This is a genomic window from Spirosoma endophyticum (genome assembly GCF_900112365.1).
Lineage (GTDB): Bacteria > Bacteroidota > Bacteroidia > Cytophagales > Spirosomataceae > Spirosoma > Spirosoma endophyticum.
This window is the reverse complement of the sequence record NZ_FOLQ01000002.1, coordinates 571,730-597,319: the sequence shown is the minus strand read 5'-3', so window position 1 is coordinate 597,319 and position 25,590 is coordinate 571,730. Positions and strand designations below refer to the sequence as shown.

Here is a 25,590-nt window from a genome sequence, read left to right as displayed (position 1 = left end):
GTTTTACTAGTCAGCCTATTCTTTTGGTGATTCCCTTATCCTATTTACACTTCGAGTACGCCTACATAATCCCCGCTAAATCCGCTGGTGAGTAATTCACACTTTTGAGCGTCTTATGATCGGCATCGCGGTAAACGAGAAACTTACCGTCGGATTCAATAAAATGGCAGGGAACACCTTTCGCCTGATACTGTGCTACGGTGTCTTCAGCTTCAGTAATGGTCAGGCAGGCTTTGCTCATGTTCGAGCGCTGTACCTCATCGAATAACGCTTTGAATTTATCGCCCAGCCCGAATTCAAGTACGGCGCCGGACAATACGTACTGCAAATCGCAAAGCGCATCGGCAACGGCCACAATATCGTTGTCGGCAATGGCTTCACGCAGTTCATCGAGTTCTTCGGCCAGCAGCGACACGCGTAATTGGGCACGCGCTTCAGCCGGAATTTGGGGAGTCTCTAAAATAGGGGCATGAAAGGTGCGGTGAAACTCCGCCACCTGGTTAAGCGAATCAGGTTGCTGCATAATTAATGAGTGAAAGAATGAAAGAGCGAATGAGTGAACAATAGGCTGGATGGCTTCGCTGGTAGGCCAGCCCACTCATTCACTCTTTCACTAATTAATTTTCCTCTTCGCTGGTGAATGAATACAAAGTCGTATCCAGCGATAACGTATTGGCTTTGAAGTTTTTAATGAAATCTTCGATAACCTCGTCGGTAACTTCATCAACATTCAGACAAACGTCCAGAGCGATGCCATAGTCGGATTCCATGTCTACGTCCACATGTTCCTGCACTTTTACCGTTTCCGTTTCCTCGATTTCATCAATAAGTTCAGTCAGAGCGGTTTCAGCTTCTTCTTCCAATTCGGGCGAGATTTTGAAATTGGGCTTACGCTCTTCGGGCGGTACGTATTCCGGATAGGTTTTGCGTACTTGCTCCACCGCCATTTCATACACCAGACTGCTGTGGTGCAGACGGAGCGTGTAGACCAGCGTATCAAAAATAACCTCCTGGCCCTGATACTGTCCAGGAAACTGAATATGAACGCATTCGCCTTCATCCAGCGTGTCTAAATCGTCGTCTTCGACATACACGAACGATTTGCCTTCCTGTTGGCACTCGTCTTTAAGTGCGCTGATTTCTTCGGGGTCGAACCCTTCGTTTTTGTAGTTTGCCATGAAACAAAAGTAGTGAAGAATGGTGAGTGAAGAGTCAAGAATAAACCGTTGAATTATATTCTTGACTCTTCACTCATCATTCTTCACTACGTTTAGTCCATTCATTCACCACGGCTTCGGCTAGATCAATGGCTGTATAAATAGGCGTTCGATCAACGTGGTCGAGCGTATCGTCGGGTTGGTGAATACGTGGCATCCGGCCGTCAGCATCCAGGGCACACAGCGCCAATACCGGAATCCGATTACGCACGAACCACACGCTATCGAAGTCGGCGGTGTGCCATTGACCCACCTGCGCCCGATCTCGAAACGCGTCGGTTTTAAGCAATGAACGCGCGATTTTGGTTGGCACATTGGTGTACTGAAGCGCTTCATATGTACCCGTTTGCTCCACCACCGTCAATTTTCCGGCGCCAAGTGTATCGAAGTTAATGGCCAGTGTCTGGGCTGATTTCCATTGCTTTTTATGGGCTTCAACGTAGTAATATGCCCCAATCATACCAACTTCTTCGGCACTGGTCAGCACCACCTCAATATCCAGATCGGGTACGTTTGCCTGCCGAAGCCGGTCGGCGGTGGCAATAGCTGCCGCTACACCCGTTGCGTTGTCGCTGGCCCCATTCGAATAGCCTTTGAACCAATAGCCCGCTGTGCTAATAATAGCTTGCACCACGAAATAAGCCATTAATCCATACCGGAGATAGGTCATATACGGCATTCCCACATGAACCACTTCAAAGGTTGCCGCGCTTGCCGCCAGCACCATCAATCCCAGCGATAACATCAATGACAGTTGAAAATTACCCTGTCGTTTTGGACTGTAGAGCAGCGACACCGGAGCGGTATCATAATGGGCCATCAATATTAGTTTTCGCCTGTTCGCTACGTCCCCACGAGCTGGCCAGCGACCGATTACGTTCTGAGCTGTATGCTGAACAGGAAATTTGATAATGAATGAGTAACGCCAGTTAAAATAAAGCCAGGCCATAGCCACAAAATACCAGACAAGGCCAACGGCGACACCCGTCACGGGAACCAGAGCCAGGCCCGTCAGCAGGCCGCCGATGAGCCAGTACACAATCGTTGCATAGGTTTTGGGCGTATCAAAAGGTTCTGTTCGAACGGTTGCACCTATATCAGTAAGGTGATTTTTGAGTAACCGAGCAGCTTCGGCTTCATTAGCCGTGGCCGTTCCCCGATGTGGCAAAGGATGCTCCGGCGTTCCGGTGAGGTCACGGAGAATAGTTTCAATCATAACGAGAACCGGACTCTTCAGTTAGTGAGCCATTGGTTAACGCAAGTTGGTTGATATACCCATAAATTCCCATAAAAAAGGCTGCAACATCCAATGTCGCAGCCTTTTTGTATAAAAACCCGTAGGACTTATTGCTTCACAAAACGCTGGCGCAATACGTTTCCGGACAGCGTTCTCACTTCGATTACGTAAATACCCGTCGGTAAAGGCTTGATATCCAACGTCTCCACTTCGCCTTCCTGACTCATCATCTGAGCACCACTGACGCTGAATACCCGGACACCAGCCACCTTATGGCTAGTCGGCAATCGTAAGTTTACCTGTTCGCTAGCCGGGTTTGGATAAATGACTAACGACAGACCAGCCTCCAATCCCTGACGGATCGAGATGATTCGGGAGTAGGTTACTGTCCCGTCCAGATCCACTTGTTTCAGCCGGTAGTATACCACTTCATTCGGACTACTCTGATCATCGATATACGCATAGGATTGGGTGGCTGACGTAGTGCCTTTGCCCGCCATCCGACCGATGGATTCGAAGCTTTTAGCATCGCTGCTCCGCTGGATATCGAAGTGGTCGTTATTCTGTTCCCAGGATGTCACCCAACTCAACTGATTGCCCTTATTCTCAACCCATTGCCCCTGGAATGAAACCAGGTTCACCGGCATAGGACTACGTTTTACCGATACGATGATCAAACTGTAATCTTCCACTTCACCGTCGCTGGCAACACCGGTTGGATCGGCCACTTCTGCCGCATTCGAGGCAATACGAAAGCGCATAAACGTCTGTCCTCCAGTCAAATTAGTCAGCGCGTTCCAATAGAGCTTGACCTGAGTAAGGCCACCATCTTGACTAGAAGGAACAGTAGCCTGCGCCCGCTCGTTGGCTTCGAACGTACCATTCTGATTGAAATCAATCCAGCCGCTTAGGGTGGCGTCGACACCCGTTTGGTTTTTCACGGAAAGCGTAACACTGTAGGACGTACTGGTGGTTGTCAATGGGGGCGATTCCACCAAGCCCGTTTCATCATCAAAAGGAACCGGTAACCAGGAATTCGTTGCCAACGCATCATCGCCATTAGCCTGGTTCGAAGGTTGGCCATCTGATTCAGTATCAATATTGTTTGATATAACTCCATCAGATAGAGCCAGATTCGTAACTACGTCGTTGTAAATATGCCTTGGTCCATTGCTACTCAATGACGTACCATAGCTATTCGGTGCATCGCCATAATCATACTGTGGCGCTTCGATCATCAGGGTATAATCTTCTACCGACCCGTTATTGGCAGTACCCGTCGGATTAGCTACTTCATCGGCATTGGTAGCCACCCGGAAGCGGGCATAGGTACGCCCTTCGGTCAAGCCACTCAGCCCCGTCCAGTTCAGCACTAAATTTCTGGTATCAACTCCAATAGCGGCTTGTGCTCGCTCATTGGCATCGAAAACCCCATTTCGGTTAAAATCAATCCATCCGCTTAGCAAGGCATTTCCACCAGACGTATTAAGTACGTTCACCAGGGCGCTGAATGATGTTTTTGCGGTTGTCAGCTTATAGGGGAACCCTACGGACGTCTCACCCGCATCGGCATCTGCGAGGGTAGATGTCTGCCCGTCATCTTCTGCACTACAATCCAATGGGCCTAATAATATTACGTTATTATTGATCATATGGCGTGCCCCATTGCTTTTTAATAAAGTACCGTAACTATCTGGCGCGTCACCGAAGTCATATTCATCTTTTAAGTGTACCCGGTAATCTTCTACTTCACCACTATTGGCCAGTCCGGTCGGCTTATCGACTTCGGCCGGATTATTTGCCACTCGCAAACGAGCATAGGACCATCCTTCAGTTATTCCACTCAAGCCATTCCAGACCAGCGTGACAAGCGTTCCGTTGTAGTGTGTCAGACTAGGGGTCGTCGGAACAACCGCCTGCGTCCGCTCATTATCGTCAAAAGTCCCATTCTTATTCAGATCAATCCAGGCGCTTACTGTGGCGTCAGCGCCCGAATTATTGTATACGGTTATCTGCAACTTATAAGAAGTTTTTGAGACGCAGACAGCGCCAAATCCATTGACCAAACCGTCTTCATCGCTCCGATTATAGACTTGATTGCCGTTCTGGTCATGTGTATCGTCTCCGTCAGCCATGCTGCTGGGTTGCCCATCAGATTCCGCGTCATAAGTACTTCCATATGATCCTCCCAGGTATACGCTGGTATATGGCTTATGGCGCGGGCCGTCGCTGCTGATCAGCGTTTTGTAACTGTCGGGGGCATCGCCGAAGTCAAACGATTGTCCTTGTACCTCACTAGCACATAATGTTAGTAAACCCAGCGCGACAATTAATGGCACATACCGTAGAGAAGTCAGGGAGAAAGAAGGGAGAAAAGTGTGATTTTTCATATATGTTATTCACGTTGAGTGCGGACAGAAAGTAACTACACTGTATTATTCATCAACTAAGTGAAGCTGGTAGATCAGGAGCCGCTTGTAGGGCGGCAGATTAATTGCTTTAGCTTTCTTTGACCTAATAAATTTGTCTTATAGCCTATCTGAAACCTGCCTTTCTATAGTTTATGCAGAAGCATGGATTTTTGACTGAATAAAATTTATCCAATACGTTGACGTATTGAACCAGACTTCACTTTTGCTTAGATGTCACTATTATCTATAATCAAACAACCGAAATTGACTAAACGGTAGCTTACAAAAAAGACAGCGTCGCTGGCCTCTCCTTTAAGCTACCGTTTAGTCAATTTCGGTTGTTTATCTATTTAGTATTGATCGTTATTAGACTGTCTATGAATACGTCAATATGGTTAAGTTATCTTAATGCAAGTTTTTGTATGTCTAAGTCGGGCAATCTGTTACTAAATGCCAGACTGCTAACTGGATTTGTGAAGTAAGCTGAACCGCCTGGTGGTTTAGCTTACTTCACAAACAATAACTCCCGGTATTTCACTAGTGGCCAATCTTCATCGTCCACAATCTCTTCGAGCTTGTCCACTTCATAACGAATCAGCTCGAAATGATCTTTCACTTCTGTTGCGTAGAGCTTAGCCCGTTCAGCTGTTTCGGTAACATTATTAGCTTTTTTGCGGGATTCAATCATGGCTTCCACACCTTTCTTGATAACCAGCACGCGGGTCGAGATTTCACGCAAAATATCTTTGATCGGTTCGGCTTCGGCAGCCATGCCTAATTCTACCAGATTACGGGCAGTTACGGCCAGATTATTCTGGTATTTTAGGGCTGTCGATACTACGTGATTCATGGCCAGATCGCCCATAACACGCGACTCGATCTGCACGTTTTTAATGTACTTTTCAAGTTCGATTTCGTAGCGCGATTCCACTTCAGCGTGGTTCATAACGCCGATGCGTTCAAACAGTGACAATGACTCAGGTTTCACCAAAATGCCCAGCGCTTCGGGCGATGATTTGATGTTCGACAGCCCACGTTTGGCGGCTTCCTCAACCCACTCGTCCGAATAACCGTTCCCTTCAAATAGAATCCGTTTCGAGTTCGTGAAGTATTCTTTCAGGATATCGACAATGGCCAATTCTTTCTTTTCGCCCCTGGCCAGCCGCAAATCCAGATCCGTTTTGAAATTATTCAACTGATCAGCCACAATGGCATTCAGGACAGTCATTGTCGACGCCGAATTAGCTGAACTACCCACCGCCCGAAACTCAAATTTGTTGCCCGTAAAAGCAAAAGGCGAGGTTCGGTTACGATCGGTATTGTCACGCATCAGGCTTGGAATACGGTTCAACCCCAGTTTATAGTAGACGTTGTCGCCTTTGTTGACGGTCACCTCCGACTTAGTTTCCAGATCATTCAATGCCTGCGTCAGTGATTCGCCCAGAAAAATCGAGACAATAGCCGGAGGGGCTTCGTTAGCGCCGAGCCGATGTTCATTACCCGCCGATGCAATGCTGGCACGTAGTAGATCGGCATTATCATGAACGGCTTTCACTACGTTCACCAGGAACGTCAGAAAGCGTAAACTCTCCTTCGGTTTTGTACTGGGAGCCAATAGGTTAACACCGGTGTTAGTGCCCATTGACCAGTTATTATGTTTGCCACTTCCGTTGACACCCGCGAAGGGTTTTTCGTGGAACAGCACTTTTAAATTATGCTTCTCCGAGATTTTCTCCATCAAGTCCATCAGCAGCGCATTGTGATCGACAGCCAGATTGACCTCCTCAAACGTGGGCGCTACTTCAAACTGACCCGGTGCCACTTCATTATGGCGCGTCCTGACGGGCATGCCGAGCTTCATGGACTCGAACTCAAAATCGACCATGAAGGCGTTAATGCGCGGGGGGATCGATCCAAAATAGTGATCTTCTAGCTGCTGCCCACGAGCGGGTGCATGGCCAAAAACAGTACGTCCTGCCAGTACCAGATCGGGGCGGGCGTAGAACAGCGCGCGGTCGACAACAAAATATTCCTGCTCGACACCTAGTGTTGGCGTTACTTTTGTGATGTTCCGGTCAAAATACTGGCAAACGGCCGTAGCGGCTTTGTCGAGTGCATTGAGCGTTTTGAGCAAGGGAGTTTTATAATCCAGTGCTTCACCCGTATAAGAAATAAAGACCGACGGAATACAAAGCGTTTTTCCGCCCGCGCCATTATCCATCAAAAACGCGGGCGATGATGGGTCCCAGCCAGTATAGCCACGCGCTTCGAATGTATTTCGCAAGCCACCATTTGGAAACGACGACGCATCCGGTTCCTGCTGGACCAGGGCACTTCCTTTAAATTTCTCGATGGCTTTACCCTCAATCGTAATATCGAAAAAAGCGTCATGTTTCTCGGCGGTTTCGCCGGTCAGCGGCTGAAACCAGTGTGTGTAGTGCGTAGCGCCTTTCGATGTCGACCACGATTTCATGGCACTGGCTACTTCATCAGCGATAGCCCTATCAATTTGGCCATTCGTACTGATAGCTTCCGTGACTTTCAAATACGCTTCGGGTGAGAGTAATCCGCGCATTACTTCACTGTTGAACGTATTACTGCCGAAAAAATCACCGACTCGTTCCGTAGGAGCGGTTACGGGCACTGCATGACGACTTTGTGCAATTTCAAGGGCCTTAAAGCGAAAATTAGACATTATGGCTTGGCTGAGTTTTAGGTTTAAAATTTAGCCAAACATAGGCAAAAAAAGGAGGAAAGGACGGAGCCTTCTTAAAAGGATACCGACTGAATAAATCGACATAATCAACAAAAAAGCCCGACCACTCACGTAGTCGGGCTTTGATAATCTATTTTCTAACAGACTAAGCTGTTTCCAGCACGTCGGCCGATTTAACCGTTTTGATGATCACAGCAGCCACTTTGTATGGATCAGCCGCCGAATTTGGACGACGATCTTCCAACCAGCCTTTCCAGCCGCGTTCTACCGTAGCAATGGGGATACGGATCGAAGCACCACGGTCAGAAATACCATAAGAGAACTGGTCGATCGACTGGGTTTCGTGTTTACCGGTCAAACGCAGTTCGTTGTCAGCACCATACACCGCGATGTGGGCTTTGATAACGTCGGCTGGCGAGAAGGACTGGCAAATTTTATCGTATACTTCTTTGCTACCCGATGTGCGTAGCGCCGTATTCGAGAAGTTAGCGTGCATACCCGAGCCATTCCAGTCGGTGGCGCCCAGCGGTTTGCAATGCCAGTTGATCGAGATACCGTATTTTTCACCGATACGTTCGAGCAGGTAACGAGCGACCCAAATCTGGTCACCAGCGGCTTTGGCCCCTTTAGCAAAAATCTGGAATTCCCACTGACCCGTTGCTACTTCGGCGTTGATTCCTTCTACGTTCAGGCCAGCATCCAGGCAAACGTCAAGGTGTTCTTCAATGATATAACGGCCGTAGGCGTTTTGTGCGCCAACCGAGCAATAATATGGACCTTGTGGACGCGTTGGGAAACCTTCGGCGGGAAAACCGAGCGGCTTATCAATTTTCATATCCCACAGGAAGTACTCCTGCTCGAAGCCAAACCAGAAATCGTTGTCGTCGTCTTCAATCGTAGCACGGCCGTTCGATGGATGAGCAGTACCGTCAGCGTTTAATACTTCGCACATAACGAGGAACGCATTTTTACGCTGTGGATCAGGACAGATAAAAACCGGCTTCAGCAAGCAGTCCGATGAACCGCCTTCAGCCTGCTCTGTCGAAGAACCATCGAAAGACCACATAGCGCAATCTTCGAGTGCACCCGAAAAATCTTCTTCAATTTTGGTTTTGGAACGCAGGCTTTGCGTGGGCTTATAGCCATCGAGCCAAATGTACTCTAACTTCGACTTTGCCATGATTACAGTGGAATTGAATTGAATAGGGGTTTTGTAACAATACTTTCAGCAAATATAGTACGGGTTTACAATAAAATATAAAGGCCAATGGGCAGTTGAACCGTATTTCTTATTGTTTTTGCGGAATTATTATATTTTAAATTCGTTAGGTACCGTAAAAAACAATATTTAGTAAGGTTTTTTACTACTTTATAATCTGAGCCACATAAGGCAATAAACTAGTATCTAACCCGTATCTAGAGCTAAATATCATAGTATTATCCTAAAAATCTATTGTTTTTGACCTAAAATACTGTTGAAAAGCACTCGCGCTTACTAAATTAATCCCAGCGTATTGGCTCCAACCTACGCCCCGAATTAGATGCCCTATGCCATTAATTTCAGAAATCAGCAATCAGATTGGTTTTGATGAGCTTGATAGCAATGGCCAGCAGAATGATGCCGAAAATTTTACGCAGTACTTCCAGTCCGCCTGATCCGAGTCGGGTTTCGAGCCAGCCCGACGACTTCAAGACGGCGTAAATCAGCCCCAGATTAAGAATAATCCCTACGATAATATTTACGGTCTGGTATTCAGCCCGGAGCGAAATGATCGTCGTCAACGTACCGGCACCCGCAATAAGGGGGAAAGCGATGGGGACAATGTGCGTAGCTCCGCCCGTATTAATTTCTGACTTGAAAATTGTCCGGCCCAGAATCATTTCCAGACCGATCAGAAAAATAATAAATGCCCCTGCCACGGCAAACGACGCGACATCGACCCCGAATAGTTTTAGAATCCGCTCCCCCACAAACAGAAAAGAGATCATTAATACTCCCGATGCGAACGTAGCACGGCCAGATTCAATTTTACCGGACTTCTGCCGTAAATCAATAATGACCGGCAATGAACCCACTACGTCAATAACCGAGAATAGAATGAGCGTAACAGAAACAATTTCTTTGAGATTGAGCATACTAGTGAGGATATCGTACAAGAAGTAGCATGGCGTTTCACCGAGCTGGCGTTCCAGCCATATTACCTCTTGTACGACCGAAGAAATTGTTTTAAGGTTCCAATCTCCTCATCTGTAATAGCCGGAAAGTTGGCAATTCGGAACGTTGTATTTTTCCAGTCGCCGTACCCGTTGCCGAGGGTAATACCGGCCTGTTGTGCAGCCGTCTTAATCGCCTTAATGTCGGGCTCTGAGCCTTCCACGGCGATGACGGTATCCGAGCGGATGGCCGTATCAGAAATGAGTATACGGAAGAGAGATCCACTCATTTCCTGCTCAAAAAAAGCGTACCAGTCAGCGGCCCGTTTTTTAGTGATCACATTTACTTGTGCAATGGGCGGCACCTGTTGCAACACACGCATCAGCAGATAAATACCCAATCCGTTTGGCGTGTAGGGGGTCTGGAATTTTGAGAAATTTTCGTGGATAAACAGCAGACTATTATAATGAGCGTTTTCCCCGATTTCCTCGGCCCGTTTGAGGGCGGCAGGCGAATAAATCAACACGGCAAGTCCGGCCGGAAGTCCAAAGCATTTCTGCACCGACGCAAACCAGACATCCGCCAGCGTCCAGTCAAAGGCAATTCCTGCCATCGACGAAACCGCATCGACGGCAATCAACGCCGAAAACTCCTGCCGGAACTTTGCCAGCGTTTCCATGCTGACCTGTGTACCATTCGAGGTTTCGTTCTGAACGATACATAATACGTCGGCATCGCTCAGGCTGGTTGGCTGTTTAATTTTATACGCATAATCCACCCATTTTTTACCGAAAGCGCCATTATGGGGGTGCAGACTCGCTTCGGCGGTCAGCGATTGTGCCACAATTTCCCAACACTCCGTTGCCGATGAAACCAGCGCAACATGATAATCAGCCGGAATGTCGAGTTTTTCGTGAAGCAACCGAACGGTCTCTTTCACTACGTCCATAAAGCCCGCGCTACGGTGATTCAGGCTCACAATTCCCGAACGCACCGCTTCGGCCGCATAGTCGGCGACTTGTGGATATACTTTGGATGGACCGGGGTAGAAGGTTATCATGAATGATGAATGATTATGTTAAAAAATAATCGCTACGGCGACCCGGTCATCATTTATCATCGCTCCGGCGACCCGGTCATCATTAAATACCTCACGGCCAACTCATAACCCGTCAGTCCCAACCCTAAAATAACGCCTTTGCATTTGGCGGATAGATAGCTGTGGTGCCGGAACGACTCGCGGGCGTGTACGTTGGAAATGTGTACCTCAACGGCCGGGGCTGTCACCGCCGACAGGGCGTCGGCAATGGCGATGGATGTGTGCGTGTAAGCCCCGGCATTAATGACAATGCCATCCACATCAAAACCCAACTCGTGAATTTTATCGATCAGTTCCCCTTCGTGATTCGACTGAAAATAGCGAAGTTGCACGTCGGGAAACAGTTCTTCAATCGTTTTCAGGTAATCGACAAACGAACGGTTTCCGTAAATGGTCGGTTCACGCTTGCCCAATAGATTCAGGTTCGGGCCGTTAATGATCAGGATTTGTTTCATTTTGAAAGGAGTTAAACACTGATAAACAGAGTTTTTCAAAGAGAACACGAATTTTTCTCTGTGCTCTCCGTGAAAACTTCGTTTCTCTTTGTTTAGAAGATAACCTATGTGGCAAAGTTATATAAACGCCTTTAAGAACTACCTCAAACTGGAACGCTCATTGGCCGAAAATTCAGTAGAGGCCTATTTGCACGATGCTGAAAAACTCTACCAGTTCATCCTGCTAACCGAACCGGACGTAACGCCCATGCAGGTGACGGATCGGGAATTAGTAAATTTCCTGATGTATCTGGGTGAGTTGGGCCTGTCGGCACATAGTCAGGCGCGTATACTCTCGGGGCTGAAATCATTTTTTAAGTACCTGATTCTGGAAAACTTAATCCAGAACGATCCAACCCAATTACTTGAAGCGCCCAGGCTAGGCCGAAAGCTCCCCGACACCCTCAGTTTTCCTGAAATTGAGGACATGCTGGCCATCATTGACCTCTCAACGCCCGGCGGCACCCGCGACCGGGCTATGCTCGAAGTGCTTTACAGTTCAGGACTACGGGTGTCTGAATTGCTCAACCTGCGACTAACCAATTGCTACTTTACCGAGGGATTTGTGCGGGTGCTGGGCAAAGGGGATAAAGTCCGGCTCGTACCGATTGGCGAAGATGCCATGCACTATACCCGAATATATGTCGATCATGTACGTAGTCAACTGGACGTTCAGAAAGGCGACGAAGACACCATTTTCCTGAATCTGCGGGGCAAGCAACTCTCGCGCATTTCGGTGTTCACGACCATTAAAAAATTGGCTTCGGAAGCGGGGATTCGCAAAACAATTAGCCCGCATACGTTCCGCCACTCATTCGCTACGCACCTCATCGAAGGCGGGGCTGATTTGCGGGCAGTACAACAAATGCTTGGCCACGAGTCCATCACCACTACCGAAATTTACACCCATCTCGACCGCGATTATTTGCAGCAAACGTTGCGGGAATATCACCCAAGGGCGAATGGCAGGCAGCATGGGGCGCGGGGCAAAGGGTAAAACCCTATCCGCTGATTCCAGCTTTCCTTCCCCATGCCCTTTCCCCTTTGCCCAAACTTCTTATACTATGCTTACTTCTCAACAAGACCTATTTAGCCTTCCTAAAGGCATCCATTACCTCAATTGTGCCACCCGTGCGCCGTTCAGCAAGGCGGTTGAGCAGGTTGGCCATGAGGTCCTTACGAAACATGCTAACCCATTTGGACTTCGCCCCGATGATTTTTTCACGGGAGCTATTCGTGTGCGGACTTTATTTTCCGAGCTTATAAATAACCGAAACGCCGGAATAGTCGCTCACGAACGTATTGCGGTCGTTCCATCAGTCTCCTATGGCATGGCTGTTATAGCCCGAAACTTAGCCCGTAAGCCGGGTATTCAGCGAGGGCAACGTATCGTCTTGCTTGGTGATGAGTTTCCGAGTGATGTCTACGCCTGGGATCGCGTCTGTACTGAGCTGGGCCTTAGCATCACTACGGTCAGCATGCCAACGGATTTCCCCAAAGGCGTCAAGTGGAACGAGCAATTACTCGACGCTATCGGGCCAGATACCGCTTTGGTCGTTGTGCCGCCGGTGCATTGGATGTATGGAATTTGCTTTGACCTGGAAGCCGTTGGGCAACGGGCTCGCGACGTGGGTGCGTGGTTTGCCATTGACGGAACGCAGGCAATCGGTGCTTTGCCATTCGATCTGGAAAAAATTCAACCCGACGCTGTCGTTTGCGCAGGCTATAAATGGCTGATGGGGCCTTATTCATTGGGGCTGGCCTACTACGGTCCGGCTTTCGATGAGGGCGTTCCGCTCGAAGAAGGCTGGATGAATCGGCTGGATAGCAATCAATTTCATCGTTTGATGGATTATCAGCCCGAATACCGCCCCGGTGCTTACCGCTACAACGTTGGCGAGCATACCCATTTTCTGCAAATGCCCATGCTCGAAACCTCACTTCAGCAACTCGTGGACTGGCAACCCACCCGTATTCAGGCATACACAAAAAACCTGATGGCAGATGCCTGGTCGGCACTGGAATCCCTCGGCTGCTACGTTGAACCCGAAAATGGTACGCTGGGTCGGTGCCACCATCTCGTCGGATTGTGGTTACCCGATCATGCCGATCCAATGATCATTCAGCAGGCCCTGCAAGCCGAAAACGTATCGGTATCGGCCAGAGCGCGCGTGCTACGTATCGCCCCACATGTGTATAACACACCCGATGATGTTGATGCGCTGGTTCGGGTGCTGACGAAGGTGCTTTAAAGGCGTGGAGCCTGGTGCATGGAGCAGGATGTCTAGCGTAAAACCATGCTCCCTGCTCTAAACCTCATACAACTCCAGCGGCAGATCGTCGGGATCGGCGAAGAAGGTAAAGCGTTTTCCGGTCAACTCATCCACGCGAATGGGCTCGGTTACTACGTTTTGTTCTGCCAGATGTGCCACGGCAGCATCCAGATCGGTAACTGCGAACGCCAGATGACGCAAACCAAGTGCTTCGGGCCGGGATGGACGTTTGGGTGGGTTGGGAAACGAAAACAATTCGATAATATACTGTCCGTTCAAAGCCAGATCCAGCTTATACGATTGTCGTTCCGCTCGGTTTACTTCGCTTAAAATCGTTAAGCCCAGTATTTCTGTGTAGAATCGCTTCGACTTTTCGTAATCCTGACTAATAATGGCAATGTGATGAACAGCCGATAGATTCAGCATAAAAATAAAATTCAGGGGTTTAGTAACGTATCAGTAGCCATTGTATCGACAGCCGTTCCATCTTTTACCGTCGGCAAAGCCCGTTCAACTTCCCGACGTCTGTTCCAGGGAGCAGTCGTCCGTCGGCCCATATCAATGGCCAGTAAGGCTACGATTGTCGTGAAGACAATAAAAACGATGATGAAAATGCGACGGTTACGGTTCACTTTATTTAATTATGAATGATGAGTTATAAATGCTATTGCTGGCTTTATCAAATAGCCATTATTCATTATCGCTCCGGCGACCCGGTTATAATTCATCATTTATGGAAAGTTGTTTCGGTGCAATTTGAAAGGTTATGCTACCTGTTCGCCCGGAAATTTCGGCCCAGGTCACGTCTTCGAACGTAATACCTACAACAGCGCCTTTGCTCATTGAGTTGATCCGTTGATGCGTTAAAAATTCAGCCAGATACGTTACGTCGGGGTTATGGCCTACAATCATGGCCGTTTGACTGGCTGAAGGAACGGCGTTTATAGCCGCCAGATAAGCTTTCGGCCCACCTTCAAATAGCTTTTCGTCAAACTGAATCTGAGCCACTTCATAGCCAAGTTGTTCAGCCACAACGTTCGCCGTTTCTTTGGCGCGTGGCGCAGGACTGCTGACGATAATGTCGGGCTGGATGGCTTTTCCGTGCAAATAACGCCCAATCCGGGCAGCAGCCATGACGCCTTCGGACGTTAGCTTACGGTCAAAGTCGGCCATAAAGATGGCCCGATCTTCGGCTTTGGCATGACGAACGATGTATAATGTTATTGACATACAGGTAGGATTGATATGTAGGTTTAGTGATGCAAAAATAGACGCGCAATCGGTATGTAACTACAATTGCGGATGGCACTGATTAAAATTGTCTGTGGGCGATTCAACCGACAATCCGTACTTTTGCGGTCACAACCACTATCTGGTCGCCGTTTTAGTATGAGTTATCAATCTATTAAGCAATTGTTAAAAAACGCTCCCGGCGTGGATTCGCCAGTCGGCACCACCGTGACCGTTAAAGGCTGGGTTCGTACCAAGCGCGAAAGCAAAAACGCCGTTTTCATAGCCCTCAATGATGGCTCAACCATAAATAATATTCAGGTCGTGGCCGAAGCCGGGCAACTGCCGGAAGAAACGCTGAAGCTCATCACCACCGGGTCGTGTCTATCGGTTACGGGCCAGTTAGTTGAGTCGCAGGGAGCCGGGCAAGCCGTTGAAGTTAAAATTTCGGACGTCCATATTTACGGCACCGCCGATCCTGAAAAATATCCGCTGCAACCCAAACGACATTCGCTGGAGTTTCTGCGTGAGATCGCCCACCTGCGCCCTCGTACGAACACATTCAGCGCGATTCTGCGGATTCGGCACGCGCTGGCGTTTGCCGTCCATAAATACTTTAACGACAACGGTTTCTTTTACCTCAACACGCCCATCATTACCGCTTCTGATGCAGAGGGAGCGGGCGAAATGTTCCGCGTAACGACGCTCGACGCCACCAAACCGCCGTTAACGGACGAGGGCAAGGTGGATTACAGCCAGGATTTCTTCGGTCGGGAAACCAACCTAACTGTCTCGGGTCAGTTGGAGGGCGAACTGGGGGCTATGGCGCTGGGCAAGATTTACACCTTTGGCCCAACGTTCCGCGCTGAAAATTCCAACACGACGCGCCACCTCGCCGAGTTCTGGATGATTGAACCAGAGATGGCTTTCTACGAGCTGGAAGACAACATGAATCTGGCCGAAGATTTCGTCAAAACCGTCATTCGCTACGCCCTACAGCATTGCGCCGACGATCTGGCGTTCCTGGATGGCCGACTAAAAGAGGAAGAGAAAACCAAAAAGAAAGAGGAACAAAGCGAACTGGGCCTGCTCGAAAAACTCCAGTTTGTGATCAGTAACGAGTTTGTGCGGCTGACCTATACCGAAGCCGTCGAGATTCTGGTTAACTCGAAGCCCGCCAAAAAAGGCCAGTTTCAGTACGAAGTTAGCTGGGGCGTCGATCTGCAATCGGAACACGAGCGATATCTGGTCGAGAAGCACTTCAAGAAACCCGTCATCCTGACCAATTACCCGCGCGAGATCAAAGCGTTCTACATGAAGCAGGACGATGAACCAGCCACCAATTCCCGTGGTGAGGTTTTTGGTCCGACCGTTCGAGCGATGGACGTATTGTTTCCCGGCATTGGCGAAATCATTGGCGGTTCGCAACGCGAAGATAGCTTTGACAAACTCACCGCCCGGATGCTCGAAGTGGGCATTGAGCCCGAAGCGCTGTGGTGGTATCTGGACACCCGCCGGTTTGGATCGGCCCCACACGCCGGTTTTGGTCTCGGCTTCGAGCGGCTGGTTCTGTTCGTAACGGGCATGGGCAACATCCGCGATGTGATTCCATTCCCCCGCGCCCCAAAAACCGCCGAGTTTTAGCGTGTAAAGACCGGTCGGAATGCCGCGTCACTGACGCTTCGGCAACACGCTGTGTCTCCTATGCGTCAGCAACCAGCGAAAGCCCTTGTTCAGCTGTTAAAGTTGAGTAAGGGCTTTTCAGTTATTAACAACGTAACAAATCAAAATTTCCCACCTCGCTAGTAAACACTACCCGTTTTGCTGCTTTGACGAATAGAGATCATTTTCCAGCTAAATTCCTTTCCATCCTTTTTCACAATGAACGAACGCGTTCTTTTCTCCCATTCACTTCTTCGAATACTAGTCAGCAGTCTTATTTTATTGCTGATTGCTCCAGTCACTACGTATCCGTCAAAACCAACGGCTACTCGCAAGGCCGATGTGATCATTTATGGTGGTACGTGTGCGGCCATTACAGCGGCTGTGCAAGTCAAAAAAATGGGCAAATCCGTAATCATCGTTTCGCCTGATAAACACCTGGGCGGCCTATCGTCGGGCGGGCTGGGCTTTACAGATACGGGTAATAAAGAAGTGATTGGGGGCTTATCGCGCGAGTTCTACCAGCGGCTTTATCAACACTACCAGCAGGATTCGGCGTGGAAATGGCAGAAGCGCGAGGAATATGGCAACAAAGGCCAGGGTACGCCCGCCATCGACGGTAACTCCCGCACGATGTGGATTTTTGAGCCCCATGCTGCCGAAAAAGTATTTGAAGATTTCGTGAAGGAAAATGCGCTTACGATTTATCGCAACGAGTGGCTCGACCGATCAGCAAAAGGCGTAACCAAGAAAGCGGGGAGCATCCAGTCGTTTCGCACCCTGAGCGGGCAGGTTTACGAAGGAAAATGTTCATCGACGTAACGTACGAAGGTGACCTGATGGCGGCTGCGGGCGTTCGCTACCACGTAGGGCGTGAAGCCAACAGTGTGTACGGCGAAACCTGGAACGGCGTCGAACCGAACGTGTTCTAGCATGGACATTATTTCAAAGCCAACATCAGCCCGTATAAAGTGCCGGGCGACCCAAAAAGCGGGTTACTTCCCGAAATTGCATCCAGCGGACCGGGTGAAAAAGGTGCTGGCGATCACAAAATTCAGGCGTATTGCTTTCGGATGTGCTTCAGCAATAACCCCGACAACCGGGTTCCGTTTCCAAAACCGGAAGGCTATAATCCGGCTCGTTACGAATTACTGGGCCGTGTATTCGACAGCGGCTGGCGCGAAACCTTCGACAAGTTCGATCCGATTCCGAACCGAAAAACTGACACCAACAACCACGGTCCGTTCAGCTCCGACTATATCGGCAAAAACTACGATTACCCCGACGCTACGTATGAACGCCGAAAAGCGATTATCCGCGATCACCAGTTGTATCAGCAGGGGCTGCTGTATTTCCTGTCCAACGATCCCCGCGTTCCAGAAGACGTCAGGAAAGACATGAGCCAATGGGGACTGGCGAAGGACGAATTCACGGACAACAACAACTGGCCGCATCAAATTTACGTTCGCGAAGCCCGGCGCATGCTCGGTACCTACGTCATGAAAGAAGCCGATGCGCTAGGGGAAACCACCGTACCAAACCCAATTGGCATGGGATCGTATTCGCTCGATGCGCATAATGCCCAGCGCTACGTACGTCCGGATGGTTTTGTGCAGAACGAGGGCGATATTGGCGTTCACCCGAAACAACCGTACTCAATTGCCTACGGGTCAATTTTGCCGAAGGAGAATGAATGCAAAAATTTGCTGGTACCCGTTTGCCTGTCAAGTTCGCACATCGCTTACGGGTCGATTCGGATGGAGCCCGTCTTTATGATTCTGGGGCAATCGGCAGCGACGGCAGCTGTGCTTTCAATCGAAAACAACGTATCACCTCAACAATTGCCGTACGCTAAACTGAAGGAAGTCCTGCTGAAAGACCGCCAACGTCTGACGCTATAACGTATCCCTTTGTACCTTTGCGGGCATTTGATCGATTCAGGTCCAGGAGTCTGAATTGCTCAAACGCCCTATTTGTATGCTCGCACTCCCCATTTTTCTCGCTCTTGCATCCGGCTTTGTGGTCGTCGGGGTTTATACCGAACGTAAGGTTTCGGCCTTCATGCAGGATCGACTTGGCCCCATGGAAACGGGCAAATGGGGCCTTCTCCAACTGTTTGCCGATCTGCTGAAACTGCTCCAAAAAGAGGACATTGTGCCCACCGCAGCTGACAGAAAGCTGTTTCTGCTGGCTCCGGCTGTCATTTTCGCATCGGTTTTTGCCGGTTTTGCCGTACTACCTCTCTCCCCCGATCTGCAGGGATCGCGAGCAAATGTGGGCGTGTTTTACCTGATGGCCATTGTCTCGTTCGACGTAGTGGGTATCCTGATGGCGGGCTGGGGGTCAAATAATAAGTACTCTTTATTTGGCGCGATGCGGTCGGTGGCGCAGATTGTATCCTACGAGATTCCGCTTGGGTTAACCATTCTGTGCGTCGTGATGATTGGTCAGTCGCTTAATTTACAGACACTCAGCTTCCAGCAGGGCATTTATACGCATGAAACAAATTACCTGTTTGGTTTACAGGCGCTTGGCGTTAACGTAACGGATTGGGGGGGTATCTTCTCCTGGAACATCCTGCGCAATCCATTTCTGCTGGTTGCGTACGTTATCTTTTTCATCTGTACGCTGGCCGAATCCAACCGTGCCCCCTTCGATCTACCCGAAGGCGAATCTGAAATCGTGGCAGGCTTTCACACGGAATATTCAGGGATGCGGTTCGCCCTGATTTATCTGTCGGAATACGCAATGATGCTGCTGGTATCCTTTCTGGGCGCGGTCCTGTTTCTGGGAAGCTGGAACACGCCCCTCCCCAACATCGGTCCGGTTCGTCTCGCCGACTGGACGAGTGGGGCACCCAGCACAATCTGGGGCAACATTACCGGCGGTTTCTGGCTGCTCTCAAAAGTGTTTTTCGCCGTGCTGGTACAGATGTGGGTCCGCTGGACATTCCCCCGTATCCGCGTTGATCAGATGATGTATCTGTGTTGGAAAGTCCTGACCCCTGTGGGCTTGTTGCTGCTCCTGATTTCTGGAATCTGGCGGTTGCTGATGATATAATTTGAACCGAAATACTCTCTATCTTTACCTACTATGAGCATCGAAATAAGGCTGGGAGTAGCGGATGGAGTTGCCTGCATTGCAAAGTCGCGCATACCTATTTGGCTGCTGGAAAGTTTTTATTTGCAGGGAGCTAACGATGTCGATTTATTAAACGCTTACCCTTCTTTACGAGCCGAAGACTTAGCAAATGCCAGAGCCTATGCTCGCGCCCACATGGATGAGATAACTCGGCTTATTGCTGAGAATGAAGCGTAAAGATGGCTCTACTTCTTGCGGATGAAAACTTTCCTGCTCCGGCCATTGAGCGATTACGTCAATTAGACCATGACGTACTAACCTTGTTACAAACGGATATGGCCGGTTTAGCCATACCTGATGATCAAGTGTTAGCCTTTGCTACTACTTTAGACCGCTGCTTGTTGACACTGAATCGCAAAGATTTCATCAAACTGCATACACAGTCTGATCACCATGCTGGAATTGTTATTTGTACTTCTGACAGTGATTTTATAGCTCTTGCTGATCGAGTTGATTTGTGCCTAAAAGATGCTAAGATTGCCTAGCAACTATTGAGAGTTCAACGACCAAATTTGTAAGCACTTACAGATAAGATTTTCTTGAGTCGCTAAATGTGCCCATCAATCCGCGTTATCTGGTCGCCATTCTTTTTATACAATTTTCTGCGTGTATGCCCTCTCGCGCAACGATTTATGCTTTTCAAGCAAGCCCTTTTTTAATTGAGTAAACAAGACCCTTTTGCGGCTTTACTTGATTATGCGCTCATAATCTTGCTTTTCCTATACTCTTTATAAAACCTATCCAATTCATGTTCAATCAACTTATACTTCGTCGGGAGGCTTTGCAGCGATTGGCTTTACTGGTCGGCGGTACGCTATCGTTTCCGGTACAGGCAGCATTACGTGGCGAAACCAGCAACGATACGCCACTGGTTTTTTCGGCTGGTCATCAGAACCTCATCGCGGACCTAGCGGACGTAATCCTGCCTACCACCGATACGCCCGGCGCCAAAGCGGCCGGTGTCGATCAGTTCATTGGATACGTCATTGGGCATTGCACCGCGCCAGCTCAGCAGGAAATCTTTCAAAAAGGCTTGCAACAAACCGACGCATTTAGCCAAAACGCCTTCGGAAAATCCTTCCCGGAACTCGACAATGCGCAACGAATAGAGATTGTTAATCAACTGACCCAACGTGAAAAGCCATTTTTCCTGAACCTCCGTGAACTAACCATCGTCGGCTACTTCACGTCTGAACTCGGGGCCACCAAAGCGCTGGATTACCTCCCCGTTCCCGGTCGATTCCAGGGGGATATTCCCTTAAAAGCAGATCAAAAAGCCTGGGCCATTTAAAAACAGTCGGTAGCTAGCAGTCAAAAGTCGTCGGTAGTGGACGAGCAAATTGTTGACTGCTAACTAACGACTATCAACTAGTGACTGACGACTATACACCATGAACCTCAATATTGATGCAGTAAAGGATATGACCTACGATGCCATTGTCGTTGGGTCGGGCGTTAGCGGAGGATGGGCCGCTAAAGAATTGACGGAAAAAGGCTTGCGGGTACTTATGCTGGAACGGGGCCGCCCGCTGGAACACGTAACAGGCTACGAGACCGAGCAGAAAGCGCCCTGGGAACTGTCGGAAGTGAGCCGCTTGGGAGAACTATCCGCTAAATATCCTCAAACACCCGAGGACGTAGCGAAAAGTGTCTCGCCTTACTGGATGCCCGGCATGGATACGTCGTACCGGCAGGATAAACCGTTCCGCTGGCTTCGGCCTAATATCGTGGGCGGGAAATCCATTATGTGGGGACGACAGTCGTACCGATTCAGCGATATTGATTTTGAGGCCAACGCAAAAGAAGGTGTTGGTGTTGACTGGCCCATTCGCTACAAAGACATTGCGCCCTGGTATTCATACGTAGAAAAATTCGCGGGCGTTTCGGGCGAAAAGCTGGGACTTCCTCAACTCCCCGACAGCGAATTCCTGCCCCCGATGGATATGTTTCTGGTCGAAAAAGAAGTGCGGAAACGGATCGAGAAATCGTTTCCGGGACGTATCATGACCATCGGTCGAACAGCGAATTTGTCCGAAGCGCAAAAAGTGCACGTAGACAATGGTCGGGCACCTTGCCAGTACCGGAATCAATGCATTCGGGGTTGTCCGTACGGTGCGTATTTCAGCACGCAATCCTGCACACTGCCTCCCGCTGTCAAAACGGGCCGCCTGACGCTACGGCCTAATTCGGTGGTGACAGAAGTGATTTACGATCCCAAAAAACAGCGGGCGTCGGGTGTTCGGGTGAAAGATTCCGTGACCCTGGAAAGTCAGGAGTATTTTGCGAAGGTGATCTTTGTTTGTGCCAGTGCGATGGCCTCCACCGCCCTGCTTATGAACTCGGTATCTGATCGCTTCCCCAACGGCATGGGCAATGACTCGGACCAATTGGGGCATAATCTGATGGATCATCACTTCCGGCTTGGCGCGAATGGGCAGTGGGAAGGCGGGCAGGACCGGTACTTCTACGGCCGGAGGGCCAACGGCATTTACATTCCCCGATACCGCAATATCGGAACGGACAAGCGCGATTACCTACGCGGCTTCGGTTATCAGGGGGGCGGGGGTCGGCAGGGGTGGCAGCATCACGTCGCCGAACTGGCTTTTGGTACGTCGCTGAAAGAAGACCTAACCCGGCCAGGGTTATGGACTATGGGCCTGATTGGCTTCGGGGAGCAATTACCTGAATACAGAAATCGGATGTATCTAGATAAAACCAGGCTGGATAAATGGGGGCTACCCACGTTAGCGTTCGACGCGGAGATTGGCGAAAACGAGCGAAAAATGCGCGTTGACATGATCAACGATGCGCAGGAAATGCTCGAAGCGGCCGGATTGGTCAATGTAAAAACCTACGATCAGGGATCGGTCGTTGGGGGAGCTGTTCACGAAATGGGCACCGCCCGCATGGGCCGCGACCCCAAAACGTCGGTGCTCAATGGTCACAACCAGATCCACGCCGTTAAAAACGTATTCGTGACCGACGGTGCCTGCATGACCTCATCGGGCTGCGTCAATCCGTCCCTTACGTACATGGCCCTGTCGGCTCGCGCGGCCGATTTCGCTGTGCAGGAACTGAAAGCGCAACGGATTTGATCCGAGTTTACTGATTCGTTCGAGTTTACTGGCACCATTGGAACGCTGATTTTTATGATGGGTATGATTAGGTATGATTATTGGAAATAAGCCGAAACCTATACAATCTTAATCGTCATAAAAATCAGCGTTCTGGTGGATTAATATAGCTTATCAATATCGGGAGATATTCGACTTTAGTAGATTAGGCGTTTAAACGCTCAACCATATGAACTCCCGATGGCAACGATTTCGGCACCGACTCCACGAAATCGTCTTTGAAGCCGACACCTGGGCCGGACGCGCCTTCGACGTTACATTGCTTTTTCTAATTGTCCTGAGCGTGCTCGCCGTCATTCTGGAGAGTATTCCCTCTCTGCAAAAGCCATATGGACTTCTCTTTGATCGAATCGAATGGGTGTTTACCATTCTGTTCACGCTTGAATACGCAGTGCGTATTATTAGCATCCGGCAACCGCTACGTTATATAACCAGCTTTTTCGGCCTTGTCGACCTGCTGGCCATTTTACCCAGCTATCTCGGTTTATTTTTGTTTGGGGCGCACGAACTGGCCGCAGTCCGAATTCTGCGTCTGCTACGTATCTTCCGAATCCTGAAACTAGGCGAATATACGGCGGCAGCTTCCCTCCTCGCTTATTCGTTGCGTGAAAGCCAGGCTAAAATCACCGTATTTTTTGTGGCAATTTTTACGTTAGTTATCACGCTTGGCTCCATGATGTACGTAGTGGAAGGGCACTCCAATGGATTCGAAAGCATTCCGCTAAGCATCTACTGGGCAGTCATTACAATTACTACCGTCGGTTATGGGGATATTGTCCCCAGCACGCCCATCGGTAAATTCATTGCTACGCTCATTATGTTACTGGGTTACGTAATCATTGCCGTGCCAACGGGCATTGTGGCCGTTAGCCTGACAGCCGCCAGTAAAAAGCAGGAAATTTCGACGCAGGCTTGCCCAAATTGTAGCCGTCAGGGACACGATCCCGACGCCGTATATTGTAAGTACTGCGGAGCTAAGCTGTAAAATCCAACGACCTAAAACGAGCGGCTTTCACGTCTATGTTTTAGTCTTTCGTAACTTTGCGGCCTTTTATATTATTTTTATGTCAATTCTTTCTCCGAATCCAGTCAATGATTTAATCTGGAATGAAGCCTGGCGCTCTTCCGTCTTTCGTACGAAATTTATGATTGGCGTGGTCGGCGTTATCGCCATATTGATTACATTCCCTTACTTTTTTCAGACGATCGAGCAGCACACGGGTCCCGTTCTGAACGATTGGCTGCTCAGTCAACTCCCCCCATATGACGTATCATTAATTATTTTTCTGGTCATCTGGGCGGCAGGCTTGCTGATCCTTATTCGTTCCCGGCGTAGCCCGACTATTTTTTTGATGTTTATATACAGCTATATCATCATAACCTTGTCACGGATGATCAGTATCAATCTGTTTCCGCTCAATCCACCCGTTGGTCTGATTCCCATGGTTGACCCGCTGACCAATGCCTTCTACGGTAAGGTCTATATCACCAAAGATTTATTTTATTCGGGCCATACCTCTACCATTTTTCTGATATTTCTGTGCCTGCGCCGACGGATGGATCGACTGGTGACGTTTATCGGTACGCTGGTCGTTGCCAGTTTACTGCTTGTGCAGCATGTGCATTACACCATCGACATCGTGGGAGCTTTTGTCTTTACCTATCCACTCTACCGGATCGGCAAGAAGATCGCCCTCAGTGGCTGGAATACCGTCGAGAAGAAAGTAAATCAAAACGCTTCGCCTAACTGAAAGTACAGCCCATTCGATACGCTCTGGCCTATTCCCCAGCCATAATCAACCCGAAGATTTAAGCGTTCTTTTCGGTTCAGGGAAAGTCGTAGTCCTCCACCGAACGAGTATTTTAATTCGTCGAAGTTCAGATCACTCACGTGGCTGCCAACGTTGCCAATACCGGCAAACCCAACGGCACCCAGTCGCCAGAAAAGTGGAATCCGGTATTCGGCCTGCACCACCACCTGGTTTTTACTGCGATAGCGTCCGTCATAAAACCCGCGCATGCTATTGGAGCCGCCAAAACTGGCAAAACTACGTAGCGGCACTGCGCCGGAATTAAAATAAGCGTAAGCCTGGATAGCCAGCACCTGTTCCCGATAGATCCGAAGAAACCGGCGAAAATCGGCTACGTAGTTCGTATAGCGAAAATCGGACCCAAAGGCAGGCGAAAAGTGATTGAAATAAATCTGCAAAAAACCGCCCCGATCGGGCGCAAACGCATTATTTCGCGAGTCATAGGTCAGACTCAACCCGGCTCCGGAAATATGATAAGGCAGGCGGCCCCGCACATTAAACTGGTCAAAAAGACCACCCGACGTATAATTGACATTCAGTAATCGCTGGTATTCGTAGAGCAGGCCGACAAAGATGCGATTCTGGAGTTTTCGTTGAAAATGCAGGTATACGTAATACTGCTGGAAGGTATAGGCTTCTTCATTTTTGTCGGGCGCTTCTTTGCCCAATCCCCAGAATTTATCGGGGAAATTGCTGTACGATAATTGATGGCTCAGAATATAACGTTCACCCGGAAAATAAATAGTACCGTTTATGGCCGCAATAAATTGTTGGCGAAGGGAGTATAAAGCCAGCGCTTGCGTGTTAGAGGTACGAGTAACGGTGTCGGTTCGGTTAAATCGAAAGGTGAAGGAACCCGCTACGCCAAAAGACCAGTCTGTTTCGATAGACCGGGCTATTAATGGTAAGATTAGGGTATTTCGCGCGACTTTTACCGTATTCACTTCTGTCTTACGGGGGAGTGGTAGACTGTCTGGCTGAGCCAGTAAAGTCCTGACAGAACCCAGTAA

The 25,590-nt window shown here is 49.2% G+C and carries 23 protein-coding genes and 1 pseudogene; 11 read left to right on the top strand and 13 right to left on the bottom strand.

Annotation, left to right across the window (positions count from 1 at the left end; all coding sequences use genetic code 11):
* Positions 1-61: 61 nt before the first annotated feature.
* The 9 genes from BM202_RS07470 to aroQ form a co-directional block, all read right to left on the bottom strand.
* Positions 62-523 carry a pyrophosphohydrolase domain-containing protein gene (locus BM202_RS07470; protein WP_093824534.1) on the bottom strand — a complete coding sequence of 154 codons (462 nt, stop codon included), beginning with the start codon at positions 521-523 and terminating at the stop codon, positions 62-64.
* A 94-nt stretch (positions 524-617) separates the two neighbouring features.
* Positions 618-1,178: a hypothetical protein gene (locus tag BM202_RS07465; RefSeq protein ID WP_093824532.1), complete on the bottom strand. Its 561-nt coding sequence runs from the start codon at positions 1,176-1,178 to the stop codon at positions 618-620.
* Positions 1,179-1,254: 76 nt separating this feature from the next.
* Positions 1,255-2,433 carry a M20/M25/M40 family metallo-hydrolase gene (locus BM202_RS07460; protein WP_093824530.1) on the bottom strand — a complete coding sequence of 393 codons (1,179 nt, stop codon included), beginning with the start codon at positions 2,431-2,433 and terminating at the stop codon, positions 1,255-1,257.
* A gap of 128 nt (positions 2,434-2,561) precedes the next feature.
* The gene (locus tag BM202_RS07455; RefSeq protein WP_093824528.1) at positions 2,562-4,844 is read right to left on the bottom strand and encodes a GEVED domain-containing protein; all 2,283 of its coding nucleotides are present in this window, start codon (positions 4,842-4,844) and stop codon (positions 2,562-2,564) included.
* A gap of 526 nt (positions 4,845-5,370) precedes the next feature.
* A complete protein-coding gene (locus BM202_RS07450; protein ID WP_093824526.1) occupies positions 5,371-7,560 on the bottom strand; it encodes a glutamine synthetase III family protein in 2,190 nt (729 codons plus the stop codon).
* 166 nt (positions 7,561-7,726) lie between these two features.
* Positions 7,727-8,761: a glutamine synthetase beta-grasp domain-containing protein gene (locus BM202_RS07445; protein ID WP_093824524.1), complete on the bottom strand. Its 1,035-nt coding sequence runs from the start codon at positions 8,759-8,761 to the stop codon at positions 7,727-7,729.
* Positions 8,762-9,141: 380 nt separating this feature from the next.
* On the bottom strand, positions 9,142-9,717 hold the full coding sequence (locus BM202_RS07440; RefSeq protein WP_093824522.1) for a MarC family protein: 576 nt from the start codon (positions 9,715-9,717) through the stop codon (positions 9,142-9,144).
* A 62-nt stretch (positions 9,718-9,779) separates the two neighbouring features.
* A complete protein-coding gene (locus BM202_RS07435) occupies positions 9,780-10,796 on the bottom strand; it encodes an aminotransferase class V-fold PLP-dependent enzyme (RefSeq protein ID WP_093824520.1) in 1,017 nt (338 codons plus the stop codon).
* A 56-nt stretch (positions 10,797-10,852) separates the two neighbouring features.
* Positions 10,853-11,290, bottom strand: coding sequence for a type II 3-dehydroquinate dehydratase (gene aroQ / locus BM202_RS07430; RefSeq protein WP_093824518.1), 438 nt, complete (start codon positions 11,288-11,290; stop codon positions 10,853-10,855).
* A 106-nt stretch (positions 11,291-11,396) separates the two neighbouring features.
* On the opposite strand from aroQ, the gene xerD reads away from it, so the two are divergent.
* Both xerD and BM202_RS07420 read left to right on the top strand, forming a co-directional pair.
* Positions 11,397-12,326, top strand: a complete 930-nt coding sequence (gene xerD, locus BM202_RS07425; protein WP_093824516.1) for a site-specific tyrosine recombinase XerD — start codon at positions 11,397-11,399, stop codon at positions 12,324-12,326.
* A 67-nt stretch (positions 12,327-12,393) separates the two neighbouring features.
* Positions 12,394-13,581: an aminotransferase class V-fold PLP-dependent enzyme gene (locus tag BM202_RS07420; protein WP_093824514.1), complete on the top strand. Its 1,188-nt coding sequence runs from the start codon at positions 12,394-12,396 to the stop codon at positions 13,579-13,581.
* 57 nt (positions 13,582-13,638) lie between these two features.
* On the opposite strand, the gene BM202_RS07415 is transcribed toward BM202_RS07420, so the two are convergent.
* The 3 genes from BM202_RS07415 to BM202_RS07405 form a co-directional block, all read right to left on the bottom strand.
* Complete coding sequence (locus BM202_RS07415; protein ID WP_093824512.1) at positions 13,639-14,028, bottom strand: VOC family protein; 390 nt, start codon at positions 14,026-14,028, stop codon at positions 13,639-13,641.
* Between the two features lie 11 nt (positions 14,029-14,039).
* Positions 14,040-14,234, bottom strand: coding sequence for a hypothetical protein (locus tag BM202_RS07410; RefSeq protein WP_093824511.1), 195 nt, complete (start codon positions 14,232-14,234; stop codon positions 14,040-14,042).
* A gap of 85 nt (positions 14,235-14,319) precedes the next feature.
* Positions 14,320-14,832 carry a SixA phosphatase family protein gene (locus tag BM202_RS07405; protein ID WP_093824508.1) on the bottom strand — a complete coding sequence of 171 codons (513 nt, stop codon included), beginning with the start codon at positions 14,830-14,832 and terminating at the stop codon, positions 14,320-14,322.
* Between the two features lie 159 nt (positions 14,833-14,991).
* Between BM202_RS07405 and asnS the strand changes: the two genes are divergently transcribed.
* The 9 genes and pseudogenes from asnS (at position 14,992) to BM202_RS07360 (ending at position 24,520) form a co-directional block, all read left to right on the top strand.
* Positions 14,992-16,476: an asparagine--tRNA ligase gene (gene asnS / locus BM202_RS07400; protein WP_093824506.1), complete on the top strand. Its 1,485-nt coding sequence runs from the start codon at positions 14,992-14,994 to the stop codon at positions 16,474-16,476.
* 237 nt (positions 16,477-16,713) lie between these two features.
* A pseudogene (locus tag BM202_RS07395) lies at positions 16,714-18,395 on the top strand (FAD-dependent oxidoreductase).
* Positions 18,396-18,471: 76 nt separating this feature from the next.
* Entirely contained in the window at positions 18,472-19,554 is a 1,083-nt protein-coding gene (locus BM202_RS07390; protein WP_093824504.1) for a complex I subunit 1/NuoH family protein, read from the top strand.
* Positions 19,555-19,587: 33 nt separating this feature from the next.
* Complete coding sequence (locus tag BM202_RS07385) at positions 19,588-19,812, top strand: DUF433 domain-containing protein (RefSeq protein ID WP_093824502.1); 225 nt, start codon at positions 19,588-19,590, stop codon at positions 19,810-19,812.
* A gap of 2 nt (positions 19,813-19,814) precedes the next feature.
* Positions 19,815-20,120, top strand: a complete 306-nt coding sequence (locus BM202_RS07380) for a DUF5615 family PIN-like protein (RefSeq protein WP_093824500.1) — start codon at positions 19,815-19,817, stop codon at positions 20,118-20,120.
* Between the two features lie 263 nt (positions 20,121-20,383).
* Positions 20,384-20,926, top strand: coding sequence for a gluconate 2-dehydrogenase subunit 3 family protein (locus BM202_RS07375; protein ID WP_245776556.1), 543 nt, complete (start codon positions 20,384-20,386; stop codon positions 20,924-20,926).
* Between the two features lie 100 nt (positions 20,927-21,026).
* On the top strand, positions 21,027-22,730 hold the full coding sequence (locus BM202_RS07370; RefSeq protein WP_093824498.1) for a GMC oxidoreductase: 1,704 nt from the start codon (positions 21,027-21,029) through the stop codon (positions 22,728-22,730).
* Positions 22,731-22,938: 208 nt separating this feature from the next.
* Complete coding sequence (locus BM202_RS07365) at positions 22,939-23,754, top strand: ion transporter (protein WP_093824496.1); 816 nt, start codon at positions 22,939-22,941, stop codon at positions 23,752-23,754.
* Positions 23,755-23,833: 79 nt separating this feature from the next.
* Complete coding sequence (locus BM202_RS07360; RefSeq protein WP_093824494.1) at positions 23,834-24,520, top strand: phosphatase PAP2-related protein; 687 nt, start codon at positions 23,834-23,836, stop codon at positions 24,518-24,520.
* Here BM202_RS07360 and BM202_RS07355 read toward each other — a convergent pair.
* The gene (locus tag BM202_RS07355) at positions 24,499-25,524 is read right to left on the bottom strand and encodes a BamA/TamA family outer membrane protein (RefSeq protein ID WP_245776555.1); all 1,026 of its coding nucleotides are present in this window, start codon (positions 25,522-25,524) and stop codon (positions 24,499-24,501) included. The genes BM202_RS07360 and BM202_RS07355 overlap by 22 nt on opposite strands.
* Positions 25,525-25,590 lie beyond the last annotated feature (66 nt).

Excerpts from the sequence above, each read along its gene's own strand:
- BM202_RS07470 (WP_093824534.1), bottom strand. The coding sequence starts at position 523 with ATGCAGCAACCTGATTCGCTTAACCAGGTGGCGGAGTTTCACCGCACC.
- BM202_RS07465 (WP_093824532.1), bottom strand. The coding sequence starts at position 1,178 with ATGGCAAACTACAAAAACGAAGGGTTCGACCCCGAAGAAATCAGCGCA.
- BM202_RS07460 (WP_093824530.1), bottom strand. The coding sequence starts at position 2,433 with ATGATTGAAACTATTCTCCGTGACCTCACCGGAACGCCGGAGCATCCT.
- BM202_RS07455 (WP_093824528.1), bottom strand. The coding sequence starts at position 4,844 with ATGAAAAATCACACTTTTCTCCCTTCTTTCTCCCTGACTTCTCTACGG.
- BM202_RS07450 (WP_093824526.1), bottom strand. The coding sequence starts at position 7,560 with ATGTCTAATTTTCGCTTTAAGGCCCTTGAAATTGCACAAAGTCGTCAT.
- BM202_RS07445 (WP_093824524.1), bottom strand. The coding sequence starts at position 8,761 with ATGGCAAAGTCGAAGTTAGAGTACATTTGGCTCGATGGCTATAAGCCC.
- BM202_RS07440 (WP_093824522.1), bottom strand. The coding sequence starts at position 9,717 with ATGCTCAATCTCAAAGAAATTGTTTCTGTTACGCTCATTCTATTCTCG.
- BM202_RS07435 (WP_093824520.1), bottom strand. The coding sequence starts at position 10,796 with ATGATAACCTTCTACCCCGGTCCATCCAAAGTATATCCACAAGTCGCC.
- aroQ (WP_093824518.1), bottom strand. The coding sequence starts at position 11,290 with ATGAAACAAATCCTGATCATTAACGGCCCGAACCTGAATCTATTGGGC.
- xerD (WP_093824516.1), top strand. The coding sequence starts at position 11,397 with ATGTGGCAAAGTTATATAAACGCCTTTAAGAACTACCTCAAACTGGAA.
- BM202_RS07420 (WP_093824514.1), top strand. The coding sequence starts at position 12,394 with ATGCTTACTTCTCAACAAGACCTATTTAGCCTTCCTAAAGGCATCCAT.
- BM202_RS07415 (WP_093824512.1), bottom strand. The coding sequence starts at position 14,028 with ATGCTGAATCTATCGGCTGTTCATCACATTGCCATTATTAGTCAGGAT.
- BM202_RS07405 (WP_093824508.1), bottom strand. The coding sequence starts at position 14,832 with ATGTCAATAACATTATACATCGTTCGTCATGCCAAAGCCGAAGATCGG.
- asnS (WP_093824506.1), top strand. The coding sequence starts at position 14,992 with ATGAGTTATCAATCTATTAAGCAATTGTTAAAAAACGCTCCCGGCGTG.
- BM202_RS07390 (WP_093824504.1), top strand. The coding sequence starts at position 18,472 with ATGCTCGCACTCCCCATTTTTCTCGCTCTTGCATCCGGCTTTGTGGTC.
- BM202_RS07385 (WP_093824502.1), top strand. The coding sequence starts at position 19,588 with ATGAGCATCGAAATAAGGCTGGGAGTAGCGGATGGAGTTGCCTGCATT.
- BM202_RS07380 (WP_093824500.1), top strand. The coding sequence starts at position 19,815 with ATGGCTCTACTTCTTGCGGATGAAAACTTTCCTGCTCCGGCCATTGAG.
- BM202_RS07375 (WP_245776556.1), top strand. The coding sequence starts at position 20,384 with ATGTTCAATCAACTTATACTTCGTCGGGAGGCTTTGCAGCGATTGGCT.
- BM202_RS07370 (WP_093824498.1), top strand. The coding sequence starts at position 21,027 with ATGAACCTCAATATTGATGCAGTAAAGGATATGACCTACGATGCCATT.
- BM202_RS07365 (WP_093824496.1), top strand. The coding sequence starts at position 22,939 with ATGAACTCCCGATGGCAACGATTTCGGCACCGACTCCACGAAATCGTC.
- BM202_RS07360 (WP_093824494.1), top strand. The coding sequence starts at position 23,834 with ATGTCAATTCTTTCTCCGAATCCAGTCAATGATTTAATCTGGAATGAA.